This window comes from Streptomyces spongiicola (assembly GCF_003122365.1).
Lineage (GTDB): Bacteria > Actinomycetota > Actinomycetes > Streptomycetales > Streptomycetaceae > Streptomyces > Streptomyces spongiicola.
Genome location: NZ_CP029254.1, coordinates 2,008,433 through 2,033,793, shown reverse-complemented (window position 1 = coordinate 2,033,793; position 25,361 = coordinate 2,008,433). Strand labels below are relative to the sequence as shown.

Below are 25,361 nucleotides of genomic sequence, written 5' to 3'. Positions count from 1 at the left end.
CTACCGGCCGCCGACCGCCAGTCGCCGGGCCACCGCTCCCCTGCGTTCGACAGAAGTCGGTTCGCCTAGAGATGCAAAGTGGGCCATGACCTGCAGCTTCATCGCCTCACGCCCGAATTGCCCGTGTCTCTAGGCGCTGACATTCCCGCTGGTCAAGGAGTTGGCGAGAGAGGCATGATTCTCTGACAATGCCACAAGATTCGAGGGTGATTCATCACCTTTCGCCACTTTTGCGGGCTTGCCTCGGCGTAGCGCGATGGGGCTAGAAACCCGCTATGTGATCGGATAGCGTGGTTGCAACGCCCCAGCATCTAGGGGCCCTTGGCGGTCATCACCGCGCTGACCAGCAAGAATGTCAGAGCCTAGAGACACGCCCCCTCTCCATGACCTAGTGCATCCTCCCTGGTCAGACCTCATCTTGTGACTCTAGGTGATGGGAATTCTGTCGAACCCAGGGCTCCGCCGCCCGCCCGCGGCCGTCCTCGCCGCCGAGGCGTCAGCGGCAGAGGACCTCGTCGCCGGTGACGGCGCCGAAGGCGCCCCTGGGCCGGGGGGTTTCCCCCCGGACGGGGGTCACCGAGGTGAAGCCGGAGCCCGCCGTCACATGGAGCGTCGGGCCATGGCCCTGCACGGGGCGCAGCTCGGCGTCCGGCAGCGCCACCGCCAGGGACCTCGCCGAGCGGTCCCAGCGCGGGTCGTAGGTGACGAAGGTGCGCTTCACATCGCGCTTGCCGCCGTTCAGCGGGGTGCGCGTCGTGTCGAAGCCGGTCGCCCGCAGGGCTGAGTCCACCCGGGAGCCGAGTCCGTCCAACTGCGTCCCGTTGTAGACCTGTACCCGGATCTGCCGCGGTGGGACGTCGACGACCTCGGCGGGGGGCGCGGACGCGGCCGCCCGCGGACGTTCCGGGGCGAGCGGCCTGTCCTCCCGTAGGGCCCGGAAGAGCCGCTCCGCCTTCACCGGGTCCCACTTCACCGTCGAGCCGACACCCTTCACCGGGAAACTCGGGTCCTTGACGGGGACGGAGACGAACTCCGTCGACGCCGGGGCGAAGCCCCTCATCGCCTTCCCCAGGGTGAGGAGCTGGTCGGTGCCGAAGCCCCGGTCGGCCCGTACGGAGTTCAGCGCCGCGGTACTGACCTGGCGGAACTTCACCGGGTTCAGCAGCACCCCGCTGCTGGCGGCCTGCTGCACCAGCGCCGCCACGAACCGCTGCTGGCGCTGCATCCGCCCCAGGTCGGCCGCCCCGTCGACATGCCGGGCCCGCACGTACTGCAGTGCCTGCGCGCCGTCGAGCCGGTGTGTGCCCGCCTTGAGGTCGAGGCCGGAGTGGCTGTCCTTCAGCGGCCGTGCGGTGCAGACCTCCACCCCCCCGATCGCGTCGACGGTCCTCATGAAGCTGCGGAAGTCGACCTCGAGGTAGTGGTCGACCCTCACTCCGGTCAGGTCCTCCACGGCCCGAACGGTCAGCGCCGGCCCGCCCTCCGCGTACGCCGCGTTCAGTTTCACCGCGTGCAGGCCGTGCTTCTCGCCCGTGGTCATGTCCGTGTGGGCGGGGAGCTCCGCGTACGAGTCGCGGGGCAGGCTCACGATGCTCGCCCGCTCCCGGTCCTCGGAGACGTGCACCAGCATGATCGTGTCGGTGCAGCGGCAGGGGGCTCCGCCCAGCCGGTACCTGTGGCGTTCCTCCTCGGTGATCGTGTCCCGGCCGTCGGTACCGACGAGCAGGATGTTCATCCCGTTGCCGTGTGCCGGGCGGTTCTTCATGTCCCTGAACGGATCGACCCGGCCGATGCCGCTGTCCAGCCCTGTCACCAGGGCGTGACCGATGCCACCCACGCCGAGCACCAGCACCGAGAGGGTCGTCACCATCCGCATCCCCCAGCGGGGCCGTTCCGCCTGCCCCCGCCCGCGTGTTCGCGGGGCCGGCCCCCGGCGGCCGCTCCCCGCCGTCCCCCGGCGCTGCGCCGTCCCGCCCCGGCGCCGTGCCTCCGGTCCGGGGCGGCCCGCCGCCGGTCTGGGAACCGGTCCGGGGCGGCCCGCCGCCGGTCGCGGACGGGGCGAGCGGGGCGGTGTGGGCACGAGGGGCACCTCCGCGGGGCAGCAGACCGGTGATCCTGAGCACCGTAGGCCCATACGATCTGCGGCACGGGGAGGCCGGGGGGAGGCGCGCATCGGTGTCCCCCGTTCGCGGTAACGTGGCGGGCGACGCCGCTGTCTCCCCGAGGCCGTTGTCTCCCGGGGACACCCTCTCCCGGACCCCGAGGAACCCATGCCAGCCGCCCCGCCCGCCGTCTCCGTGATCATGCCGGTCCTCAACGAGGAGCGTCATCTGCGCGACGCCGTCCGCCACATCCTGCAACAGGAGTACGCGGGCGAGATGGAGGTGGTGATCGCGCTGGGCCCGTCGACCGACCGCACCGACGAGATCGCCGCGGAACTGGTGCGCGAGACGGCAGCGAGCCCGTGGGGCCGGGTGCACACCGTCCCCAACCCCACCGGCCGTACGCCCGCCGCGCTCAACGCCGCGATCAAGGCGTCCCGCCACCCGGTCGTCGTCCGCGTCGACGGGCACGGGATGCTGTCGCCGGACTACATCGCGACGGCGGTCCGGCTCCTCGAGGAGACCGGCGCGCAGAACGTGGGCGGCATCATGCACGCCGAGGGCGAGAACGACTGGGAGCACGCCGTCGCCGCCGCGATGACCTCGAAGATCGGCGTCGGCAACGCGGCCTTCCACACCGGTGGTGAGGCGGGCCCCGCGGAGACCGTGTATCTGGGCGTCTTCCGCCGGGAGGCGCTGGAGCGGCAGGGCGGCTACAACGAGGAGTTCATCCGCGCGCAGGACTGGGAGCTGAACTTCCGCATCCGCGAGGCCGGCGGCCTGATCTGGTTCTCCCCCGAGCTGAGGGTCCGGTACCGGCCGCGCCCCTCAGTGAGGGCACTCGCCAAGCAGTACAAGGACTACGGCCGCTGGCGCCATGTCGTCGCCCGATACCACTCCGGCTCGATCAACCTCCGCTATCTCGCGCCGCCGGCCGCCGTCTGCGCGATCGCCGCGGGCCTGGTGGTGGGTGCGGTTCTGACCCCGCTCGGTTTCGTGATCCCGGCCGGCTACCTCGCGGCGATCACCGCGGGTTCGGTCCCGGCCGGGAAGGGACTTCCCTGGAAGGCGCGCGTCCGGATCCCGGTGGCGCTGGCGACGATGCACATGTCGTGGGGTTTCGGCTTCCTGACGAGTCCGCGGTCGCTGGCGAAGAAGGTCGTCGGGAGCCGCCGTCCGGCGGTGACCGCGCCGAGGGAGGGCTGACACCGCGGGCCCGCGCCGGCCGTGGACCGGTGCCGGCCGCGGACCCGCGTTGACGAGGGGTTCGCGTTGACGAGGGGTTCGCGCCGACCGCGGACCCGCGTTGAGGACGGACCCGCTCCGACGGTGGGGCAGTTCGCCGTATCGGTTGCCGGCCGGGTGTCGGCCGGGTGCCGAACGGACCGTACGGGAACCCGGGCGGGCGGGGGTCCCCCGGGGAAATCCCCCCGTCCCTCCCGCGCTACCAGGTGAAGCCCGGCTGCACGTCCATACAGGCCCCGGTGTCACCCGCGTTGAGCGGCTTCGCCGACGACGGCGCCTTGGTGTCGTCCCCGGCCGCGTCCTCCGGGTACGTGGCGCCCTCCCGCCAGTCCGCGCCCACCACCAGCGTCACGCCCGAGACATCGCTGGACTGCGTCACCGACGAGACCGGCAGGCCGACGGCCTTGGCCACCGCCCGCGCACCTCCCGCCAGCTCCGCGCTCGGGTAGAACACCACCGTCCGGTCCTGCGGATCGGTCCGGCTGTCGGCCGTCGCCCGGGTGAAGCCCTTGCCGGTGAGGACTCTCGCGATCTCCGCGGCCCGTCCCCGAGCGGCCCCCAGCTCATCGGTGTACGTGCCGTTCTGCACCCGCACACCGATCTCGCCCGCCACGACGGCCGGGTCCTCGGGCGTCGAGGGCACAGCAGGCGCCGAGGGCACGGCAGGCGCCGAGGGCACGGCAGGCGCGGCGGGCGCGGCGGGCGTTGTGCGCCTGGACGCCTTCCCGTCGAGCGGGATGTCCTCACGCACCATGCGGAACACCTGCTCGGCGTCCGGTTGGAGGGGTTCGACCTTGCCGGCGAAACCTGGGCGCCGACTGTAGAAGTTGGGCATCGTCGTCATGGTGATGCGCTCGGTCGGCACCTGCTTGAACTCCTCGGCCAGGGCGTACAGCTTGGCCACCGTGTCCAGGCCCCCGTCGACCGTGAGCGCGGAGGTGGCGGCCTCGGCCAGGCTCCGCAGCTTGGCGGGGTCGGTCAGCTTGGTGCTCTTGCGCAGTTCACGCACCATCGAGTTCATGTACATGTGCTGGGCCTCGGTGCGGGCCAGGTCGGTGCCGTCCCTGAAGCCGTAGCGGGTGCGCAGCCACTGCAGCGCCTGTTCGCCCTTGACGGAGGTCGTGCCCGCCTCCAGCCTGAGGCCGGAGCCCTGCCCCCGGCTGTTGCGCGAGTAGACGTTGTCCTTGACGCAGACGGGCACGCCGCCGATCGCGTCCGCCATCGACACCACGCCGGCGAAGTCGACCTGCATGAAGTGGTCGATGGTGATTCCGGTGAGCTTGTACCAGGTGGCCACCGTGCAGCCGGGGCCGCCGCGGCTGAGGGACTCGTTGGTGAGCGTCCAGCCGGTCTCCTCGTACACCTTGCCGTCGCGGTCCGTGCACTCCGGGATCTTCAGCACGGTGTCGCGGGGCATGCTGACCACCGACATGTTGCTGCGGTCCGCGGAGACGTGGACCAGCATCTGCACATCCGCCAGCGGCGGGCCGTCGAAGGTGTCCCGGGCGCCGCCGAGCGCCTTGTTCTCGGCCGAGTCCCGTGCGTCCGAGCCGATCAGCAGGATGTTCAGCGGTGTCTGGCCGGCGGCGTTCACCCTGTGGTCGGCCATCCCGTTCTTGCCGAGGTTGAGGTCGTCCGTCCGGATGTTGCCGTTCAGATGCTCGTAGTAGAGGTATCCGGCACCCGCGGTACCGAGTATCAGCAGGGAGAGCACGCAGGCGACCCACCGCAGCGTGCGGCGTCTGCCGGGTCTCCCCTGGTTGCCGGGTCTTCCCGGGCTGTCGGGTCGACCGCCCGGGCCGCCCGGGCCGCCGGGCCTTCCCGGGCTGTCGGTGCCGCCGAGCGGACGCGGCCGCCCGCCGCTCCCGGCTGTCGGTGCCGCCGGTGGGGATCCCTCCCCGTCGTCGTCCGGGCCGGCGGAACCGTCCCGCTCCCGCACACCGGTGCCGCCCGCCCGGCCGTGCTCCCCGGCGTGCCCGACACGCTCCCGCGTGTCCTCCCCTTGCACGCTGCTCCTTCCCACCCCTGGTCCCCCTGTCTTCAGGCGCGCCGCGCGCCCCGGTGTTCCGGGGTCACTGGGCGCAAACCTGCTTGTCTGCTTCGACCTTGTCCACCGGCGGCTTCGCCGGTGCGGTGACGGGCACCCCCGCGCCCTTGAAGTCGGCACCGAGCGTGAGGATCATGGCCTCCGTGTCCCCGGCGTCCTCCGTGCCGGGCTGGAGCGCGGTGGCGGGCAGACCCATGAGGTCCGCGAGCTTGCGGGCCTGGTCGGCCTGGTTCGGCGCGTACTCCAGTGTCGTCTTGTCCTTCTTCTCCGGGGCGTTGCTCTTGTTGGTGGACTTGAGCACGCCCTTCTCGACCTGTAGCCAGTTCAGCGTCTTCTGCGCCGCCCCCGGTGTGTCGCTGCCGTTGTAGACGTCGACCCGGACCTGGGAGGCGTCGGCCCTCGGACCCTCCAGCAGGGCGGCCTGCTGGTCCTTCGCCGCCGACTCCTTCTTCTTCACCTCGGTGAAGGAGATGTCGTTCTGGATCATGCTGAACACCTGCGGTGCCCTGACCTGGTCGAGGAGGACGGTGGCGCCGTCGGTGTTGTCGACCACGGGCACGGTCGCGAAGCTGATGTGCTTGATGTCGATCTTGCCGAGTTCCTGGGCCATCGCCGTCAGCTTGGGAATGTCCCCGATCGCGCTGTCGACGGTGAGCGCCTGGGTCGCCGCCTCCGCGACGGCGAACATCTTCTGCGGGTTGCCCAGCGTGTCTTCCTTCATCTGCCGGATCATCGACGCCACGAACTGCTGCTGCTGCTTGATGCGGTCGAGGTCGCTCTCGTTGCCCAGGCCGTGCCGGTTGCGGACGAACGCGAGGGCGTCCTCGCCGGAGACCTTCTGCTTGCCGGCCGGCAGGTCCAGTTTGGACTCCCGGTCCTTGATCGGGTTGACCAGGCAGACCTCCACGCCGCCGACGGCGGTCGAGAGGGTCTTCACCGCGTTGAAGTCGGCCATCATGAAGTGGTCGACCGGAACGCCGGTCATCTCCTTGACCGTGCGCATCGTGCACCCCGGGTCGCGGCCCCCGACGCCGAAGCTCTCGTTGAAGCGTACGCCCTGGGAGCCCCTGATTATCCTGGTCGAGCCGTCGGGCTGCTTCGTCGGGCAGTCCGGGATGTCGGTGATGAGGTCGCGCGGAATGCTCAGCGCCGTGGCGTTGGTGCGGTCCTCGGAGACATGGAACAGGAACGTGGTGTCGGCGTGCCCGCTGCTGCCCTTGTCGCCGTAGCCCTCGTTGCCCGCGCCGGTGCGCTTGTCGGTGCCGAGGACGAGGATGTTGACGGGGCCGTCCTTGCTGAACCCCTTGGAGCCGGCGTCACCGACGTCCACCGTGCTGAGGTTCCCGTTGAGCCGCTCGTACAGGTAGTACGCGAACGCCGAGCCGGCGACGAGTACGCAGGCCATCACGCCGCCGGTCCACATCGCCGCCGACTTCTTCTTGTTCCTGCTCTTCTGCTGTTTGCGCTTCCGGCGACCCGCCGCGGTCTGCTGAGTGCCGCGCCCGCCGCCGTCGCCGCCCTGGGCGCTGCCGCCGCGCGCCGAGCGCCGGCCGCGCTGCCCCGGAACGTCGGCGGCCGCGGGAGCGGCACCGGAAGGGGCGCGGCGACGGGCGGTTCCGCGGGAAGCGGCGGCGGCGGAGCGAGGGGAGGCCGGCTTCGGAGCGGAACGGTCCAGTCGCAGTTCGTAGTTACCCGTCTGCGGGTTCAGTACCCACTGGTCGGCGGGGTCGATGTCGTCCGCCTGCCCACGGCTCTGCGCATCCACGGTTGCTTGAGTCCTCCGTCGGTGCCACGCGCGGCGCCCCTCCCCCCGGGAGACGCTCGGTTCCTCGGTCCGGTGGTGTGCGTCCTCGGCCAGGGAGGCCGGATGTACCGGATCGCGTCACACTATCCGCCCAGTTCAGCGCGGGGCGACGTCCGTGGCAAATTCCACGCTCCTTACAACCGGGCAATCCACTCAATCCACATGGACCGCCGGTGACTCTTTGGACAGTGCTTTACCCGCACCTGGCCGACGTGGCGTTGGTGCCGGAGAACGTGGGGGTCGCGGACGGATTCTGCGACCCGGTGGAGGTGTCACGTTCCGTGTCGCCGCTGGCGCTCGTCGTCGTCTCCTTGGGCACTACACGCACCGGTGCGTCCTTCCGCAACCGCTCGAAGAGGCGGCTCGCCGCCGGCTGCGCGAGGACGTCGCGGTTGGGGTCGTACGGGTGCGAACGGCGCGGCACGGTGAGGAACCGCACGCGCTCCGTGGGCACCCCGCGCAGCGAGCGGGCGAGGTCGAACAGGTCCTTGAGGGAGTCCAGGCCCGGATCGGTGGTCAGCGCCTTGGTCGCCGCGTCGAGTACGGGATAGAGGCGGGCCGGGTTCAGCAGCACCCCGTTGCTCTGCACCTTGTCGAACAGTGCGCCGAGGAACTGCTGCTGCCGGTCCATGCGTTCGGTGTCGCTGCCGTTGCCGAGGGACTTGCGGGCGCGGACGTAGCCGAGGGCCCGCTCTCCGTCCAGCGTGTGCCTCCCGGCACCCAGCTTCAGCCGGGCGTCCCGGTCGTCGACGGCCGCCGGCAGGCACACCGTCACCCCGCCCACGGCGTCGACCATGCTCTTGAAGCCGTGGAAGTCGACGACCACGTGGTGGTCGATCCGGACGCCCGTGAGCCGCTCGACGGTGCGGATCGTGCACGCCGCCCCGCCGATGGCGAAGGCCGAGTTGAACTGGGCGTGCCGGGCCGGGTTGCGGGTGCCCTGGGCGGTGCGGCAGCTCGGGATGTCGACCAGGAGGTCGCGCGGCACGGACACCGCGGTCACACTGCGGCGGTCGCCGGCGATGTGCAGCAGGATCGTGGTGTCGGAGTGCTGGACGCCCTTGTCCCGGCCGTACTTGCGGTTCTCGGCGCCGGCGCGGCTGTCGGAGCCGATGAGCAGGATGTTCCGTGCGCCGTGCGGGGCGGGCAGCGGGCGCTCCCTGTCGTAGCGCTCCAGCTCCTCCACGGCGGTCAGGTCCGTCGTGATGTTGCCCTCGAGCCTGCGGTACAGCCACCAGCCGACACCCGAGACCACCAGGACGAGGAGCGAGACGCCCAGCGCGGCCCATCGCAGGCTCCGCCGCCGCCTCCTTCCGGTCCGCTGCCTCCCCCTCCCGGTCCGCTTCCTCCCCCTCCCGGTCCGCTTCCTCCGGTCGCCCCGGTGCCTCCCGCCGCCCGCACCGGATCCGTCACCGGCGGCGCGGTCCGCGGTGTCGTCCGGTTCGGGGGGCGTGCCGGCGCTGTCGGTCACGTGGTGTCCGTCCTCCCGGTGGTCGATCGCGATCGCGCGATCGCGGTACCCACCGCCGATGATCCACCGGACCCGCCGCCGTGGCCTGCGGGCCCGGGGCGCACTGGGCCGAACGGGTGAACTCCGCGGAACTCTGCATCCGACGCCGCAGGTCAGGGCGGTGCGGACGGCATGGCTCGGGAGGTTGGGACGGGAGAGCCGGGGCGGGAGAGTTGGGGCGGGAGATGGGGGGCGGCCGAGCTTCCGGCCGGGTGGGCGGCTCCGGGCCGGGGCCACGCGGGGCATGAGTGCGCCGACAGGGCACCCAGGCGCCAGGCGCCTGAAGGCCGAGGGCGCCTCGCTCCGCCCCGCTCCGCCCCGCTCCGCCCCGCTCCGCCGGTCACGCGAGGGCGCCGGGACGGCCGGAGGCCGCGGGTCAGGCCGCCGGAGGCCGCGGGTCGGACCGCCGGAGGACGCGGCTCAGACCGCCGTGCCCGTCACCCGCTCGCTCTCGACTCGCTTCGCCAGGTCCTCCGCCGGCAGCCGGTCCAGGTTCCGGCAGAGCACGACCGAGCCGCCGGACGCGAGTGGTGCGTACAGTCCGGCGGACAGTCCCTCCCAGGTCGCGTACCCGCGTCCGGACAGCAGCCGGGAACCCGGCGCCAGGCCCAGCTCGCCGGCGTCCGCACGGGCGCGCTCCACGAGTTGCGCCCCGGTGAACTCCGCGCCCGCGACGGTGAGTGCGGCGGCGTCGGCGTCAACCGGTACATAAGGTGCGAAGCGGTCGCCCTGGCCGGGTACCTCGACCGCGTAGTCGACAAAGCCCTCCGGCGCCTGCGGGAACCGGCCGCCGAGCGGGCGCAGCGCCAGCGCGATCCGCTCGCCGGAGCAGGCGCGGGCCGTGTCGAGTGTGTCCGGGCCGCTCACGACCAGGTCCGCGGCCGCCGGGTCGCCGCCGACGTCCGCGACGACTCCCACGGAGGAGCAGGCGAGCAGCCACACCGCGGCCTGCCAGTGGGCGGGCAGCAGCAGGGCGAGCCGGTCGCCGGGCCCGGCGGACAGGCCGTCCTGGAGAAGGTTCGCCGTCTTGGCCACCCAGTTGGTGAAGGTGGCAACGGACAATTCCACGCGCTCACCGGTGGCGTCGTCGTAGAAGGTGACCAGAGGGCGTGCGGGGTCCGCGGCGAGCGCGGATCGCAGCAGGTCGGCTGGGGTGCGGTCGCTGGCGTTCACCCGCGCAAGGGTACGCCGCGGCCGCCGCGCGGGTGCCGCCGTCCCGGTGACACCGTCCCCCGGACGGGCCGACCGTGCCCCCGCGTTCCCGGCGGGCGGGTGTCCCGAGGCCGCCCGAGGATCGTGCCATGCGTGCCTACTTCGCCTCGTCCATCGGTGCCGCCTGTACCGCCGCCCTCGTTCTCCCCGCGCTCGCCCCCCAGGCCTCCGCGGCGTCCCGCGTACCGGATGCCCCGGGCTCGACACAGTCGTTGCCCCTGGTCCCGCTGCCCGGCCAGGAGCGTTCGGCCGGCGGGGCGGCGGCCGTCCGGGGGCTGCCGCAGCGCGAGACCCGCCCGTTCTCCCTCCTGGGCGTCGTCTGGGAGGACCCGGACAGCGAACTCCACGCCTCCGTCCAGGTCCGCACCCGCGCCACCGGTTCGGGTGAGTGGTCGCAGTGGCAGGACGTGGAGAACCACGACGCCGAACACGCCCCGGACCCCGGCTCCCCGGAGCGGGCCGCCGGCACGGTGCGCGGCGCGACCGCTCCCCTGTGGGTCGGTGCCTCGGACGCCGTCGCGGTCCGGGTCCGGCCCGAGCCGGCTCCGGGTGCGCCCCGCTCCGCCACGCCACCCCTTCCGGGCGGCCTCCGGCTGGAACTCGTCGACCCGGGCGACGGGCTATCGGAGGTTTCGCGGCCGGGCGGCCCCCGGCAGGGAGTCCCGCATTCGGAAGTCCCCCAGCCCGGCAGCCCGGTGATGCCCGCGCCGGTGATGCCTGCGCCGGTGATGCCCGTACCGGTGATGCCCGTACCGGTGATGCCCGCGCCGGTGATGCCTGCGCCGGTGATGCCTGCGCCGGTGATGCCTGCGCCGGTGATGCCCGTACCGGTGATGCCCGTACCGGTGATGCCCGCGCCGCCGAATCCCGCGCTGCTGAACCCCCGCCCGGAGAGGCCCGAGATCCCCGTACCCGGCGAAGGCCTGTACGAGGAACCGCCGGGGACGGTGCTCGATCCCGCCCTCGCCGCGTCACTCACACCCGAGTCCGCCGCGGCCTCCGCGGTCAACGCGGGCCTCGCGCCGCTCGGCGCCGACGCGATCCTCCCGATGACCAAGGCGGAGACGGAGGCGCAGGCCATGGCGTACGGCTTCGCCCAGCCGTACGTCGGACCGCGGCCCGGCATCGTCACGCGAAAGGGCTGGGGCGCCGACGAGGCGCTGCGCGAGAAGCAGTTCGTCTACACGACGACCGTCCGGGCCGCCTTCGTCCACCACACCGCCACGGGCAACCGGTTCACCTGCGCCCAGTCGGCCTCCGTCCTGCGCAGTATCTACCGCTACCACGTGGAGAGCAGCGGCTGGCGTGACATCGGCTACAACTTCGCCGTCGACAAGTGCGGAAACATCTACGAAGGCAGAGCGGGAGGCGTGGTCAAACCGGTCCTCGGTGCGCATACCCGTGGTTTCAACGCGAACAGCATGGGAATCGCCCTGCTCGGAACGTACAGTTCGACCGCCCCGCCCAGGGCCGCGGTGGACGCCATCGCCAAACTCACCGCGTGGAAGCTCGGGCTCTTCGGGGGCGACCCGATGTCAACGACCTATCTGACATCGGGTGGCGGCAACAGGTATGCGAAGGGGGCGAAGGCAAAGCTCAACGTCATCTCCGGGCACCGGGACGGATTTCCCACCGACTGCCCGGGCGCCCTCCTCTACGGCCGACTCGGCACGGTCCGCACGGTCGCGGCCAGACTCCAGGGCCGCTGAGAACCCCACCCGCCGTCATACCGCGCGTCCGCCGGACCGTTTGGTCCGGCGGTGCCGCATACGTACGCACAGGCTGCATACACTGGCCGGTCATACGCACGAATCGCCCGGCCCCAGCAGGAAGCAGAGAAGGCATTGACCCAGGCCCAAGAAGCGATCCTTCTGGTCGGCGGCAAAGGCACACGACTTCGCCCACTCACCGTGAACACGCCGAAGCCCATGGTCCCGGCGGCGGGGGTGCCGTTCCTCACACACCAGCTGGTGCGGGCGCGCGCCGCGGGTGTCGAGCACATCGTGCTGGCGACGTCGTACCTGGCGGAAGTCTTCGAGCCGTACTTCGGCGACGGCTCGTCGCTCGGTCTGCATCTGGAGTACGTCACCGAGGCGGAACCGCTCGGCACCGGCGGGGCGATCCGGAACGTCGCCTCCCGGCTGCGGTCCGGTCCGGACGACCCGGTGCTCGTCTTCAACGGGGACATCCTCACGGGGCTGGACATCCGGGCCCTCGTCGACACCCACCGGTCCTCGGGGGCCGAGGTGTCACTCCATCTGACCCGGGTCGAGGACCCGCGCGCCTTCGGCCTGGTCCCCACGGACGACACCGGCAGGGTCACGGCGTTCCTGGAGAAACCGCAGACACCCGAGGAGATCGTCACCGACCAGATCAACGCCGGCGCCTACGTGTTCCGCCGTTCCGTCATCGACCGCATCCCCGAGGGCCGGCCGGTGTCCGTCGAGCGCGAGACCTTCCCCGAGCTGCTGAGTTCCGGGGCCCACCTCCAGGGCATGGTCGACTCCACGTACTGGCTGGACCTCGGCACCCCGCAGGCGTTCGTCCGCGGCTCCGCCGATCTCGTGCTCGGCCGGGCCCCGTCCCCGGCGGTGCCGGGCCGCTGCGGGGACCGCCTCGTCCTGCCGACCGCCAAGGTCGCCGCCGACGCCAAGCTGACCGGGGGAACGGTCGTGGGGGAGGGCGCCGCCGTGGGCGAGGGCGCCCGGATCAGCGGCAGCACCCTCCTGGCCGGCGCGGTGGTCGAGGCCGGCGCGGTGATCACGGACTCGCTCGTCGGCGCGGGCGCGCGGGTGGGCGCCCGTACGGTCCTCACGGACACGGTCGTCGGCGACGGCGCGGTCGTCGGCGCCGACAACGAACTGCGCGACGGGGTTCGGGTCTGGTGCGACGCGACCCTCCCGGCGGGCGCGATCCGCTTCTCCTCGGACCGGTAGCGGCTGACGGGCCCGACACCCGAGCCGGACCGGCGATCCCGGGCGGACCGGCGACCCCGGGGCAGTCCGGCGGGTCGTGCGGACCGGCGATCCCGGGGCAGTCCGGCGGGTCGTGCGGATCCGCGGCTCGTTGACCGCCGGCCCGTCCCCAACCCGCGACCGCGCCCAACCTGCCGCGTGCCCATTCTGCGGTGTCCCGGACCGGTGGCGTCCCGAACTGGTGGCGTCCTGAACTGGTGGCGTCCCGGACCGGTCGTCCCGCGCCGGGCCCGGGCACACCCGGCACCGGCGGGCCCGCCGCACGGACAGCCCGCCGCATCGACAGCCCGGTGCCGGCCAAGAGCCCGGCACCGACCTGGCGGCTCGGGCACCGCCCCGGCGGTTCCGCAGCCGGGCTGCCACCCGTAGTCGGGCTCCCGTCCGGGGCCGGACGGCAGCCCCGAGGGCAGCCCCCAGCCCCGAGGGCAGCCCCGAGGGCGGCCGCGAGGCCCCGCTGCGGAACCGCACGGCGACCGCCTAGGCTCGGTACCGACCTCGGCACACCGGCACCCAGGACCCTCTCTGTGGCAGGACGCTTCGCCCCCCGGCCCGCCGTCAGCCGCACCGCGGTGCGCGGCGGCGAGATCGCCGTACCCGTACCCGGGCCGGGATCCGTCCCCGGGCCCAGACCCGGGGCGAAGGCCGGAGGCCGGGAGCGCACCTACATCCCCCCGGGGCCGCTTGACCTCCCACTGGTGCTCGGGCCGCTCCGGCGGGGGCCGGGCGACCCGACGTTCCGCACGACCCCGGACGGCTCCGTCTGGCGTGCCACCCGCACGCCCGCGGGCCCCGGCACGCTGTGCGTCAGGGCGAAGGGCGGCGTGGTCCGCGCCGAGGCCTGGGGTCACGGAGCCGAGTGGCTCCTCGAACAACTTCCCGCGATGCTGGGGGACACGGACGACCCGGCCGCATTCGAGCCGCGCCACCGCCTCGTCGCGGCCAGCCACCGCCGCCGCCCCGGACTGCGCCTCACCCGTACGGGACTGGTCCTGGAGAACCTGATCCCGTCGATCCTGGAGCAGAAGGTCACCACGGACGAGGCCTATCGCGCCTGGCGTCTCCTCGTTCGCGGGTACGGCGAGCCCGCCCCCGGCCCGTGTCCCGACCGGATGCACGTCATGCCGGACGCACGCACCTGGGCGATGATCCCCTCCTGGGAATGGCACCGCGCGGGAGTCGACGACAAGCGGGCCTCCACCGTGCTGCGGGCGGTCCGCGTGGCGCGCCGGATGGAGGAGGCCGCGGCGATGGAGCCCGGGGCGGCCATGGCGCGCCTGGAACTGATCCCCGGCATCGGCCCCTGGACCTCGGCCGAGACCATCCAGCGCAGCAACGGAGCACCGGACGCGATCACCGTCGGGGACCTCCATCTGCCCCGCATCGTCGGCTACGCCCTCGCGGGAGACCGGGACGCGGACGACGCGGCGATGCTCGAACTCCTCGCCCCGTATGCCGGCCAGCGCCACCGCGCAGCCCGCTTCATCCTCCTCGGCGGCCAGGGCCCGCCGCGCCGCACGCCGAAGATGCCCCGCTGGGACATCGGCAGGCTGTGAGCGGCCGGCGGGCGTCGGGCCAGGTGGGGACTGCCCGGCCCGATGTCCTCGCCCGTTCGTGCCGTGCCCCACGGGCGGCGTACCGTCGCCGAGCTGCCGGCACCGTCCCGCTCATCTGTGCCGTGCCTCGTCGCCCGTGTGCCGCCGCCGGTTCCTCACCCCGCCCGAGGGCACCCGCCCCGCCGCCCCCGCCGCCCCCGCCGCTCCCTGCCGAGCCGCGTCCTTGTGACGCGCGTTCCCGGCGCATGCCGAGTGCACGTCGCCCAGGCCGCGGCGGCGGTCCGCCGCGCCCCTCGCGCGCCGTACTCACCGCACCTCGATGAACGCCCCCGCGTCCCGCCCAGGCCGCTCCCTCGGCGCCTGTGCCGCGTGCCCGATCGCGACCGCGCCCATCGGGTCCCAGCCGGACGGCAGGTCCAGTGCCTCCCGGACGACATCGCGGCAGAACATCGTCGACGACACCCATGCCGACCCGAGCCGTTCACCGGCCAGCGCGACGAGGAAGTTCTGCACGCCCGCGCCCGCCGCGACGACGAACATCTCGCGCTCCGCCGTGTCCCGGCGCTCGTCGCCGTAGTGGTGCGAGCCGTCCATGACCATGCACGGCACCGCCAGATACGGCGCGTTGCGCAGGACGTCCCCGCGCCGGACCCGCTTCGCGATCGACTCCTCCGACCTGCCGTCGCGGCGCAGGTCCGTGATCCACGCGTCGCGCATCGCGTCGAGGAGGCGCAGCCGGGAGGACTCCGACTCCAGGAGCACGAACCGCCAGGGCGTCGTGTGGTGCGGGGCGGGCGCGGTCACGGCGGCGGCGACCGCGCGGCGGACCGCCTCCGGGTCCACGGGCTCGTCGGTGAAGGCGCGTACCGTGCGGCGCCCGGTCACCGCCTCGCGTACCGCCTCCGAGGTGCCGAGCCGGAACATGTCGTCCGCCGCGGGCCGGACCAGTGTGCGGGCGCCGCCGGTCCCGTTCGCTACGACGTGGCCGAGCCCGCGGACCACCGCGACCGGCAGCCCCGACGCCTTGCCCTTGACCAGATCGCCGGCCGCCGCCAGTTCGTCGGCTGTGGCGACGACCGTCGCGTCGAGCCGGTTGCCGTGCGCGTCGGCGCCGCCGCGCAGATCGTCCAGGACCCGTACGCCCGCGGCCCCGACGGCGACGTCGGTGAGCCCCGCCCGCCACGGCCGGCCGGTGGTGTCCGTGATCACCACGCCCACCTCGACGCCGAGCGTGTCCCGCAGTCCGCCGCGGATGCGTGAGGCCGAGGCGTCCGGGTCCTCGGGCAGCAGCAGCACCGTCCCCGCCGGGGTGTTGGAGGCGTCCACCCCGGCCGCGGCCATCACCAGGCCCTGCCGGTTCTCGACGATGCGGAGGGCGCCGCGGCGGGCCACCACCCGTACCGTCTCCGCGTCGATGGCCGCCTCGCGGTCGCCGGCCTCGACGATCCGGCCCTCCGCCTTGCTGACGATCTTCGAGGTGACGAGCAGCACGTCGCCGTCCACCAGGCCGGGCCCACTGGCAGCGATCAGCTTCGCGATGTCATCGCCGGGCCCCACCTCGGGCAGTCCCGGCAGTGCCCACACCCGGTAGGACGGAGTGGTCATCCCCGGACCTCCTCGGCGAGCGCCAGCGCCTCGCGCGCCATGGCGGCCGTGGCGTCGAGATCGGTCATCATCAGCGGCACCGCCCGGCAGCGGATGCCGGCCTCCTCGACCTCCGCCACCGCCGCCGCGTCCGCCGTGTCCACGAGCCAGCCGTCGAGCAGCCCCGAACCGTAGTGGCGTGCCACGGCGGCCGCGGTCGACTCGACCCCGACCGCCGCCAGCACCTTGTCGGCCATGCCTCGCACGGGAGCGTCCCCGACGATGGGGGAGAGCCCCACGACCGGTATGCCCGCCTCGGCGATCGCCTCGCGGATGCCCGGCACCGCAAGGATCGTGCCCACGCTCACGACCGGGTTCGACGGCGGGAAGAGCACCACGTCGGCCTCGGCGATCGCCTCCAGCACCCCCGGTGCGGGCTTGGACCGCTCGGCTCCGACGGGCACGACGGCCCGGGCGTCGACGGACGCCCGCAGCCTGACCCAGTACTCCTGGAAGTGGACGGCCCTGCGTTCGCCGTCGATGTCGACGGCGACATGGGTCTCGACCCGGTCGTCGGACATCGGCAGCAGTCGCACCCCGGGCTGCCACCGCGCGCACAGTGCTTCGGTCACGGCGCTCAGCGGATAGCCGGCGCCCAGCATCTGGGTGCGGACGATGTGCGTGGCGAAGTCGCGGTCACCGAGCCCGAACCACTCGGGACCCACGCCGTACGCCGCCAGCTCGCTCTTGACCTGGAAGGTCTCCTCCGAACGTCCCCAGCCCTGCTCCTCGTTGATGCCGCCGCCGAGCGTGTACATCAGCGTGTCGAGGTCCGGGCAGACCTTCAGCCCGAACAGATGGATGTCGTCACCGGTGTTGCCGATGACCGTGATGTCCGTTTCGGGGGCGGCCGCCTTGAGGCCGCGCAGGAACCGGGCACCGCCGATGCCGCCGGCCAGAACCACAATGCGCATGTTCAGAGTGTGTCAGGCGCCGGAGGCCACGATGATGGCGCGGTCCGCGGGTGACGGGACGGGGTGCGGGATACCGGGCGCGGTGGCGGGGACGGGTCCCTCCGGCGCCGTCCGCGGGGTCCCTCAGACGACGGCGGCGTCCTGCCGGGCGGCCGGTGAGCAGTGGGCCGTGTGCATCGGCATCTCGGTCAGGCCCGGGAAGTAGACGTGCAGGCTCACGACCGGCCCGAGTGAGTCGTTGACCACCTCGTGCACATATCCGGGTGCGAAGACCCGCTGCGCTCCGGCGGTCAGCGCGCGGTCGCCCCGGGCGGTTCGTTCCGTCAACGTGCCGTCCAGGACCGTCAGTACACCGGAGGACGGGCCGTGGTCGTGCGGCCCGCTGCCCTGCCCCGGCACCCAGGACAGCAGCCAGGCCTCGTAGCCGGGGCCGGTGCGGAGCCGGTGGTACCAGCGCGTCGTGGCGTCGTACCGGACGAGCGGAGCCCACTGGGCGCGGTCCGCGGCGATGGACCGGGCGAGTCCGGCGAACTCGGCCACCGTCGACGGGTGCTCCTTGGCGGGCTGGAGGAGGTGCGGGACCTCGAGGATGTCGCCGGCGATCTGCAGGTCGCTGTCGCTGTTCATGGAGTGCGGTGGTTCCTCGGCAGAAACGGAAGGTCAGTGCTGGGGTGTCGCGAAGCCCGCCGGGAAGGGCGGGGGAGAGCTGGAGCGCTACGGCATCAACAGCTGGAACAGCGACAGCGTGTCTGGGCAGCGCTGCGGGACCCACGGATCGCGTGGGTCGCGGAGGGCGCTGTGGTCGCTGGCATGCGTTCCAAGGTGACGATCGCGGCCCCGGATGTCAACCCAATGACCGATTTGGTGGCAATGTTTCACCTCATCCGGTTGCTCCGGTCGGAGAAAGGTTTGTGCGTCGACGGGGCCGGAGACATCGCGCTGCGACTGTGCTCCCGTTCTCGAGCGCGGCCGCGCTCTCGCGATCGGACTGTGATCCGGATCGCTTGTGTGGCCGGATCGCAACAAGATCGAAGTGCTGGACGTCCCTCCTCGCGAGGGTGTCGGTGAGCGCCGGTGTGGCAGCCGGGGGAGGGGGTGCGGTCAGACCGGTGGTAAGTGTCATGGTTTTTGGTGATTTCAACACTTTCCGCATACGCTTGGTTCCGCAGAGTGAATACGGGGCCCAATAGCAGATCTCGGCTTGACTGGCCCGGATCCACACACTTGTAATTTCACTCGTGTCGTTCGGCCGAAATCGGTACGGCTCACGGTCGGATCACGGGGACGCGAAGACAGACGAGGGGCGCACATGACCGAGCTGTTCCAGCAACTGCTGGTCGAGGACGCGGACGAGGAACTCGGCTGGCAGGAGCGCGCGTTGTGCGCCCAGACCGACCCCGAGTCCTTCTTCCCCGAGAAGGGCGGATCGACCCGCGAGGCCAAGAAGGTCTGCCTTGCCTGCGAAGTCCGTTCCGAATGCCTTGAGTACGCCCTCGCCAACGACGAGCGGTTCGGGATCTGGGGCGGCTTGTCCGAGCGTGAGCGCCGCCGGCTGAAGAAAGCCGCGGTCTGAAGGCCGCGCGTCTGGAGGCCGCGCGTCTGGAGGCGGCCCGTCTGGGGGCGCTCGCGGTCTTAAGTCAGCCTCGGTCCGGCGGGCCTCCTGCCGCGTCGGGCCGCTCCGTGACCCGCCGGCCGCCGGCCGCCGACCGGGTACGCCGACCCCCGTCCTTCTGACTCGCTCGCCGTTTCTCCGTCCGCTGTCTCTTCCGTCCGCTGTCTCTTCCGTTCGTCGGTTCTCCGTTCGTCGGTTGCTTCCGTACCCCGTGACCTCCGCGGCGCGCGGCGCCCGGCCTGCGGTCGCCCCTCGCACGTGACCGCCGCGACGACCGCCACGACCGCGACGACCGCGGCGGCCGACCGGCGTCCCCGCCGCTCCGCCCGCCGTGCACGGCTCTCCGCTGCCCGCCCCGGACGCCCCGACGCCCTGTGTGCGCCGCACACCCCGCGGGTCGCACCTCGCCAGGAATCCGAAGTGTCCGGATACACGTGCGTCAGACGGGGAGGGTTCACCGAACCGGTTCCGCTGCCGGGGCGGCGAACCCTCCCTGCGACGCCCCGCCCAGGCCCCGACGGCCGGAACCGGTGTTCCGGTCGGCCGGCCGCTGCTGGCTGCTGGCTGCTGGCCCTTCACTGCCGGCCGTCGACTGTTGGCCGCTGACCGCCCGCCGGGCTCGCAGGAACCGCCCGCCCCGCGTCGGCGGCCCTCGCCACGGCGCTCCGCCGGACCGTTAGTGTGGGGCCCCGTCCCAGACGCTCCAGCGCCCCCTCGCGGGGGCGAACCGGCCGGAGGGCCCGTACCTCAATGTCCGCCACCCCTGCGGGGTTTGCTCCCGCCGCCCCTGCGGGGTTTGCTCCCGCCGCCCCTGCGGGGTTTGCTCCCGCCACCTCGACGGGGCTCGTTCCCGCCACCCCGCCCGAGTTTCCGCGGCACGTCGTCACCGCCGTGCTCGTCTCCCACGACGGTGCCCGGTGGTTGCCCGACGCCCTCGCCGGGCTCCTCGGCCAGGAGCGCCCCGTGCAGAACGCCATCGCGGCCGACACCGGGAGCGCCGACGAATCAGCGCGGCTGGTCACCGAGGCGCTCGGCGCCGACCGGGTCCTCCATCTCGCCCGCCGCACCGGCTTCGGCGCCGCCGTCGACGAGGCCGCCCGCACCGCCCGGGTCCTCACCGCGGACGACCTGCCCTATCTGAAGCGGCCCAGCGGCTGGGACCCGGTGACCAGGACCTGGCACGACGATGCGTACGACATGCCGGAACTGCCCCACGGCGAACCGGTCCAGTGGCTCTGGCTGCTGCACGACGACTGCGCACCCGCCCCCGACGCACTGACCGAACTGCTCCGAGTCGCCGAAACCGAGCTGTCCGCCGGACGGGCCGCCGCTGTCATCGGACCCAAGCTGCGCGGCTGGTACGACCGCAAGCAGCTCCTCGAGGTCGGCGTGTCCATCGCCAACAGCGGCCGCCGCTGGACCGGGCTCGACCGCCGGGAGCAGGACCAGGGCCAGCACGACCAGGTCCGCCCGGTGCTGTCCGTCTCCTCCGCCGGCATGCTCGTGCGCCGCGACGTCTGGGAGGAACTCGGCGGCTTCGACCGGCGGCTGCCCCTCATGCGAGACGACGTGGACTTCTGCTGGCGCGCCCACGCCGCGGGCCACAGCGTGTTCGTCGCCCCCGGCGCCGTCCTGCGGCACGCCGAGGCCGCCGCCCGTGAGCGGCGGACCATCGACTGCGCGGGCCGCTCGGTCGTCGGTCCGCACCGTGTCGACAAGGCGGGCGCCGTCTACACCCTCCTCGTCAACGCGCGCGGCAGAGCGCTCCCCTTCGTGCTGCTCCGTCTCGTCCTCGGCACCCTGCTGAGGACCCTCGCCTATCTCGTCGGCAAGGTGCCCGGCCAGGCGGTCGACGAGGTCATGGGCCTCCTCGGCATCCTGCTCCGCCCGGAGCGGATCCTCGCCGCCCGCCGCGGGCGCGGCGCGGCCCACGTCGGCGCGAGCGAACTGCGGCCGCTCTTCCCGCCACCCGGCGCCACCGTCCGGGCCGCCTTCGAACAGGTCGCGGGCAGCCTGGGCGCCGACCGCGACTCCGACTCCGGGGGCTCACGGCACGGAGCCGTCGAGTCCGGTCCCGGCGGCGACGAGGCCGAGTTCCTGGAGGTCGAGCAGTTCGCCCGGCTCAAGAAGATCGCACGCAAACCGGGGCCCGTCCTCTTCGCCCTGCTGCTCGTCGTCTCCCTCGTTGCCTGCCGCGGTCTCCTCGGCGGCGGCGCGCTCGCGGGCGGCGCCCTGCTGCCCGCGCCGGACGAACTCTCCGGGCTGTGGAGCCGCTATGCCGACGCCTGGCATCCCCTCGGCACCGGAGGGACGCAGACGGCACCGCCGTACCTCGCCATCCTGAGCGTCCTGTCGGCGCTGTTCCTCGGATCCACCGGCTTCGCACTCACCCTGCTGCTCGTCTGCTCGGTGCCGCTCGCAGGCGTCACGGCGTACTTCGCCTCCCGCCCGCTGATCGAGTCCCGCCTGCTGCGGGCCTGGGCGAGCGTGGCCTACGCCTTCCTGCCGGCGGCCACCGGTGCCCTCGCCACCGGCCGGCTCGGCACCGCCGTCCTCGCGGTCCTCCTCCCGCTCATCGCCCGAGCCGCCGTCGCCGCCCACGGGCTGGACCGCGCCGACGGCGCCCGCGGCAGCTGGCGGGCGGCCTGGGCGTACGCGCTGCTGCTGACCGTCACGATGGCCTTCACCCCCGTCGTCTGGCCCCTTGCCGCCGTGCTCGGCGTCGCCGGGCTCGTACTGCGCCGTGCCGACCTCACCGCCTACGGCTTGCGCTTTCTCGCAGCGGCCGGCACCCCGCTGCTGGTCCTCGCGCCCTGGTCGCTGTCGCTGCTGACCGAGCCGTCCCGCCTGCTTCGGGAGGTGGGACTGGAGTTCGGCACCGGTGCCGCGTCCCCGCTCGACCTGCTCGGGATCAGCCCCGGCGGTCCCAAGACCGTCGGCGGGCTGCTGCTCATCGGCGTCGTGCTCGCCGCACTCGCCGCCCTGCTGCGCGGCGAACGGCGGTTCGCGATCGGCACGGCGTGGGCCGTCGCGGTCACCGCGCTGGTCTTCGCGGTCCTGACCAACGGCTCGGGCTGGGCCGGGCCCGCCACCCTCGTCTACGGCATCGCCCTGATCGCCGCCGCGGTCCTCGGCGCTGAGGGTGCCCGTGAGCGCGTCGCCGCCCAGAGTTTCGGCTGGCGACAGCCGGCGGCCGCCCTCGTCGCCCTGGCTGCGCTGGCCGCGCCGCTGTTCGCCGCCGTCAACTGGATGGTCAGCGGTGCCGCGGGTCCGCTGGAACGCCGCGACCCGGTGCAGGTCCCGGCCTTCGTCGCCGAGGAGAGCGGCACCCGGGACCAGCCCCGTACGCTCGTCCTCGGCGGCTCGTCGCCGGCGAAGGTTTCCTACACGCTGGTCAGGGGCTCCGGCGGGCGCCTCGGTGATGCCGAGCTCAGCGAGGCCGCCGGCAGCGACCCGCGTCTCGACAAGGTCGTCGCGAACCTCGTGGCCGGCTCCGGAGCCGACCAGACCAGCCAGCTCAGCGGCTTCGCCATCCGGTACGTCCTGGTCCGTGACGGCGCTCCGCGCCAGACGAGCCGGGTCCTCGACGCCACTACCGGCCTCTCCAGGCTCAGTCAGCTCGACGGCAGCGCGCTGTGGCGTGTGGACGGCCAGATCGCCCGCGTGGTCATCGTCAACGGCACGGCGGAGCCGCTGCCGGTGGCCTCCGGGCCGGTCGAGGCCCACACGGACATCCCCAAGGGCCCCGGCGGCAGGGTGCTGCGTCTCGCGGACCGCGCCGACGACGGGTGGCAGGCCACGCTCGACGGGCGCCCGCTGGAGAGCACCGTCGTGGACGGCTGGGCTCAGGGCTTCGAACTGCCCGCCGAGGGCGGCCGGCTGGATCTCACCCACGCCGCCCCGGCCACCCACACCGCGCGGATCTGGGCACAGGGCGCGCTCGCCGTCGTCCTGGTCGTGCTGGCCCTGCCCGGTCGGCGCCGCGAGATCGACGACGACCTGCCCGACGAGGAGGCCGAGATCCCGGCCCAGCCCGTCGAGGGCGAGGGCCGCCGGGCCCGCAGGCTGCGCGCGGCTCAGGTGGAGTCCGCCGATGCGGATGCGGATGCGGATGCCGATGCGGAGCCGGAGCCGGAGCCGGACCCCGGTTTCGGGCCGCAGCCCGCGACCGGCGCCGAGGGCTCTTCCCCGGCGGTGCCCCACCAGCCGCGGTACGGCGCGGAGTGGGACGCGCAGGCCCACACGTACGAGGGCATGCCGGCCGGCACCGAAGAGGGTGCGTACGGGGGCGACCGGTACTCCGCCGGGTACCCGGGCGGCCACCAGGACGTCCGGCAGCAGTACACGTACCCGGACACCCCGCAGGGCCAGGCGCAGCAGTACGGGGCCGGGGCGTACGGGGCCGGGCAGTACGAAACCGGGCATGCCGACCGAACCGGGCAGTACGAGGCTCGTCGGCACGGGACCGGGCAGGACGAGCCGCAGCAGTACGGAACGGAGTACGGTCCGCAGCACAGCCGGCAGGAGTCTGACAACCAGCAGGCGTACGGCCCGAGCGAGTACGACCCCGGCCAGTACGACTCTGGTCAGTACGACCCCGGCCAATACGAGTCTGGTCAGTACGACGCCGGCCGGTACGACCCGCGGGGATACGGCTCACAGCAGTACCAGCCGCAGTCCTACCAGCCGCAGCCTCACGAGCCGCAGGAGAACGACCACCGCACGGGCCCCGGACCGGAGACCGACCGGTACGGCTCCTACGGCTACGAGAACGAGCAGCGTCCCGACGGGAGCAGCAACCAGTGAACCGCACGATCCTCTCGCTCCTCGCGGCAGTGACGTCCCTCGCCGCCGTGACCGGGTACGCCTCGCTCGCAGCCCCGGACGACGGGCCGGCGCCCCGGGCGGCGGCGCCGGCCCGGCTGCCGGTGGAACGATCCAGCCTGCTCTGCCCGGCCCCGGCGACATCGGACATCGCCGAAACGGTGTACACGTCCATCACCCCGCAGTCCGGAGCCGGCGGCGGTCCCGCCGCGGCGTCCACCGCCTCGACCGCCGAACTCAGCCCCTCGGTCACGACATTGCGGGGACCGGCCGACGGGGCTGACGGGGCTGACGGGGCAGACGGGGCAGACGGGGAGACGAAGGACGGCGAGAACGCGGCGGAGAACGCGGCGGAAGGGGAGGCGGGGAAGGACGGGAGCACGCGGAAGCCACCGTCCGCCAAGCCCGTCGTCACCCTCGAGCAGCCCGGGAAGCCGGTCGGCGCCAAGGTGAGCGGCAGCGCCGCCCCCGCGCTCATCGGCACCGCCACCGGCGCGCTCGCGCCCGGCTGGACCGCCCAGCAGACCACCACGGTCAGCGCGGGGGACGGCCGCGGTGTCCTCGGCGTCAGCTGCGCCGCCCCCGACACGGACTTCTGGTTCCCGGGCGCGAGCCTCGCCAAGGACCGGCAGGACTATGTCCACCTGACCAACCCGGACGAGACCGGCGCGCTCGTCGACGTCGAGCTCTACGGCAAGGACGGTGCGCTCGGGACCGCGCTGAGCGACGGCATCCAGGTCCCAGCGGGGGGGAGCGTTCCCGTGCTGCTCTCCACCCTGACGACCGATTCCGCAGAAGAGGTGACCGTGCACGTCACCACACGTACCGGACGGGTGGGTGCGGCGGTTCGCGGCGCCGGGGACGAGACCGGCAGCGACTGGCTGCAGGCGTCCACCGACCCGTCCGGCACGCTGGTGCTGCCGGGCGTCCCGGCGGACGCGACCTCCGTGCGGCTGGTGGCGTTCGCGCCTGGTGACGACGACGCGGACCTGAAGGTCCGGCTGGCGACCGCGACGGGCACGATCAACCCCGCCGGGGCGGAGAGCCTGCGGGTCAAGTCCGGTATGACGGCCTCGATCGACATGAAGGACGTCACCAGGGGCGAGGCCGGCTCGATCCTCCTGGGCCCGGACGAGGGCGCCCCCGCGACGCCGGTGGTCGCCGCCCTCCAGGTCACCCGGGGCAAGGGCGGCGAGCAGGAGATCGCCTACATCCCGGCGACCGCGCCGGTCACGGATCGTGCCACCGCCGCCGACAACCGTGCCGAGGGCTCGGTACTCTCCCTCACCGCACCCGGCGGGACGGCCCGGGTCAAGGTGACGGCCTCACCCGGCACCGAGGGCGGCACCCGGGCCGTCAAGACGTACACCGTCAAGGGCGGCACGACGCTGGCGGTCAGCCCTCCCGTCCCGGCCGGACTGAAGGGCTCCTACGCACTGACCGTGGAGCCGCAGTCCGGCGGGCCGGTCCACGCGGCCCGCACACTGCTGCTCCCGGAGGACGGCATCCAGATGTTCACCGTCCAGACCCTGCCGGACGACCGCGGTCTGGTCGAGGTCCCGGCTGCGGAGCAGGACCTCTCCGTCCTCGGCGACTGACCGGCCCACGTCCTCGGCGACTGCCCGCGCCCACCCGGCCCACGGGCACGGCGGTCTGCCTTCCCCTGCCCTGGCAGGCCCTCCCCCTCCCCCTCCCCTCCCCTGTTCTGCCCCGCTCTGCCCAGGTTCGGCGGCGGGGTGTGCGTGGGCCGCCCGCACCGGGGCGGGTCCCCGCCTGCCGGTCCCCGCCGGTACGGGCTGGCGCCTGGCCCCGCGACGACGTCCCCACGACGACGTCCCCGTGTGGGCTTCCCCGTGTGGGCCTCCCCGGGTCGGCACGCCGGGCCTTGCTCGTGCCTCGCCCTGGCTGTGCCTCGCCCG

The 25,361-nt window shown here is 73.2% G+C and carries 15 protein-coding genes; 7 read left to right on the top strand and 8 right to left on the bottom strand.

Annotated features, from left to right (window positions below; translation table 11 throughout):
* Window positions 1-496: 496 nt before the first annotated feature.
* On the bottom strand, window positions 497-2,080 hold the full coding sequence (locus tag DDQ41_RS08755) for an LCP family glycopolymer transferase (RefSeq protein ID WP_435864011.1): 1,584 nt from the start codon (window positions 2,078-2,080) through the stop codon (window positions 497-499).
* Window positions 2,081-2,270: 190 nt separating this feature from the next.
* Between DDQ41_RS08755 and DDQ41_RS08750 the strand changes: the two genes are divergently transcribed.
* Window positions 2,271-3,308, top strand: coding sequence for a glycosyltransferase family 2 protein (locus DDQ41_RS08750; RefSeq protein ID WP_109293977.1), 1,038 nt, complete (start codon window positions 2,271-2,273; stop codon window positions 3,306-3,308).
* 238 nt (window positions 3,309-3,546) lie between these two features.
* Here DDQ41_RS08750 and DDQ41_RS08745 read toward each other — a convergent pair whose 3' ends face one another.
* The 4 genes from DDQ41_RS08745 to DDQ41_RS08730 all read right to left on the bottom strand — a co-directional run bounded on the left by DDQ41_RS08745 (window position 3,547) and on the right by DDQ41_RS08730 (window position 9,881).
* Entirely contained in the window at window positions 3,547-5,370 is a 1,824-nt protein-coding gene (locus tag DDQ41_RS08745; protein WP_109293976.1) for an LCP family protein, read from the bottom strand.
* A gap of 49 nt (window positions 5,371-5,419) precedes the next feature.
* Window positions 5,420-7,159: an LCP family protein gene (locus tag DDQ41_RS08740; RefSeq protein WP_109293975.1), complete on the bottom strand. Its 1,740-nt coding sequence runs from the start codon at window positions 7,157-7,159 to the stop codon at window positions 5,420-5,422.
* Window positions 7,160-7,391: 232 nt separating this feature from the next.
* The gene (locus tag DDQ41_RS08735; protein WP_109293974.1) at window positions 7,392-8,669 is read right to left on the bottom strand and encodes an LCP family protein; all 1,278 of its coding nucleotides are present in this window, start codon (window positions 8,667-8,669) and stop codon (window positions 7,392-7,394) included.
* Window positions 8,670-9,128: 459 nt separating this feature from the next.
* Entirely contained in the window at window positions 9,129-9,881 is a 753-nt protein-coding gene (locus DDQ41_RS08730; RefSeq protein WP_109293973.1) for a TIGR03089 family protein, read from the bottom strand.
* 128 nt (window positions 9,882-10,009) lie between these two features.
* On the opposite strand from DDQ41_RS08730, the gene DDQ41_RS08725 reads away from it, so the two are divergent.
* From DDQ41_RS08725 to DDQ41_RS08715, 3 genes are all read left to right on the top strand, one after another.
* Window positions 10,010-11,629 (top strand): peptidoglycan recognition protein family protein, encoded by a 1,620-nt coding sequence (locus tag DDQ41_RS08725; protein WP_109293972.1) that lies wholly within the window; start codon window positions 10,010-10,012, stop codon window positions 11,627-11,629.
* Between the two features lie 135 nt (window positions 11,630-11,764).
* A complete protein-coding gene (locus DDQ41_RS08720; RefSeq protein ID WP_109293971.1) occupies window positions 11,765-12,856 on the top strand; it encodes a mannose-1-phosphate guanylyltransferase in 1,092 nt (363 codons plus the stop codon).
* 563 nt (window positions 12,857-13,419) lie between these two features.
* On the top strand, window positions 13,420-14,448 hold the full coding sequence (locus DDQ41_RS08715; RefSeq protein WP_109293970.1) for a DNA-3-methyladenine glycosylase family protein: 1,029 nt from the start codon (window positions 13,420-13,422) through the stop codon (window positions 14,446-14,448).
* 306 nt (window positions 14,449-14,754) lie between these two features.
* Here DDQ41_RS08715 and DDQ41_RS08710 read toward each other — a convergent pair whose 3' ends face one another.
* From DDQ41_RS08710 to DDQ41_RS08700, 3 genes are all read right to left on the bottom strand, one after another.
* Window positions 14,755-16,053 carry a coenzyme F420-0:L-glutamate ligase gene (locus DDQ41_RS08710; RefSeq protein ID WP_109293969.1) on the bottom strand — a complete coding sequence of 433 codons (1,299 nt, stop codon included), beginning with the start codon at window positions 16,051-16,053 and terminating at the stop codon, window positions 14,755-14,757.
* Window positions 16,050-17,006, bottom strand: coding sequence for a 2-phospho-L-lactate transferase (gene cofD, locus DDQ41_RS08705; protein ID WP_109293968.1), 957 nt, complete (start codon window positions 17,004-17,006; stop codon window positions 16,050-16,052). Before cofD ends, DDQ41_RS08710 begins: the two co-directional genes overlap by 4 nt.
* Before the next feature lie 123 nt (window positions 17,007-17,129).
* On the bottom strand, window positions 17,130-17,633 hold the full coding sequence (locus DDQ41_RS08700; RefSeq protein ID WP_109293967.1) for a cysteine dioxygenase: 504 nt from the start codon (window positions 17,631-17,633) through the stop codon (window positions 17,130-17,132).
* 682 nt (window positions 17,634-18,315) lie between these two features.
* On the opposite strand from DDQ41_RS08700, the gene DDQ41_RS08695 reads away from it, so the two are divergent.
* The 3 genes from DDQ41_RS08695 to DDQ41_RS08685 all read left to right on the top strand — a co-directional run bounded on the left by DDQ41_RS08695 (window position 18,316) and on the right by DDQ41_RS08685 (window position 25,040).
* The gene (locus DDQ41_RS08695) at window positions 18,316-18,579 is read left to right on the top strand and encodes a WhiB family transcriptional regulator (protein WP_017945871.1); all 264 of its coding nucleotides are present in this window, start codon (window positions 18,316-18,318) and stop codon (window positions 18,577-18,579) included.
* A gap of 789 nt (window positions 18,580-19,368) precedes the next feature.
* On the top strand, window positions 19,369-23,424 hold the full coding sequence (locus DDQ41_RS08690; RefSeq protein WP_109293966.1) for a glycosyltransferase: 4,056 nt from the start codon (window positions 19,369-19,371) through the stop codon (window positions 23,422-23,424).
* Entirely contained in the window at window positions 23,421-25,040 is a 1,620-nt protein-coding gene (locus DDQ41_RS08685) for a DUF5719 family protein (RefSeq protein ID WP_109293965.1), read from the top strand. The genes DDQ41_RS08690 and DDQ41_RS08685 overlap by 4 nt, the downstream gene beginning before the upstream one ends.
* Window positions 25,041-25,361 lie beyond the last annotated feature (321 nt).

Coding starts and splice junctions, on each gene's coding strand:
- DDQ41_RS08750 (WP_109293977.1), top strand. CDS start 2,271: ATGCCAGCCGCCCCGCCCGCCGTCTCCGTGATCATGCCGGTCCTCAAC.
- DDQ41_RS08725 (WP_109293972.1), top strand. CDS start 10,010: ATGCGTGCCTACTTCGCCTCGTCCATCGGTGCCGCCTGTACCGCCGCC.
- DDQ41_RS08710 (WP_109293969.1), bottom strand. CDS start 16,053: ATGACCACTCCGTCCTACCGGGTGTGGGCACTGCCGGGACTGCCCGAG.
- cofD (WP_109293968.1), bottom strand. CDS start 17,006: ATGCGCATTGTGGTTCTGGCCGGCGGCATCGGCGGTGCCCGGTTCCTG.
- DDQ41_RS08700 (WP_109293967.1), bottom strand. CDS start 17,633: ATGAACAGCGACAGCGACCTGCAGATCGCCGGCGACATCCTCGAGGTC.
- DDQ41_RS08695 (WP_017945871.1), top strand. CDS start 18,316: ATGACCGAGCTGTTCCAGCAACTGCTGGTCGAGGACGCGGACGAGGAA.
- DDQ41_RS08690 (WP_109293966.1), top strand. CDS start 19,369: ATGTCCGCCACCCCTGCGGGGTTTGCTCCCGCCGCCCCTGCGGGGTTT.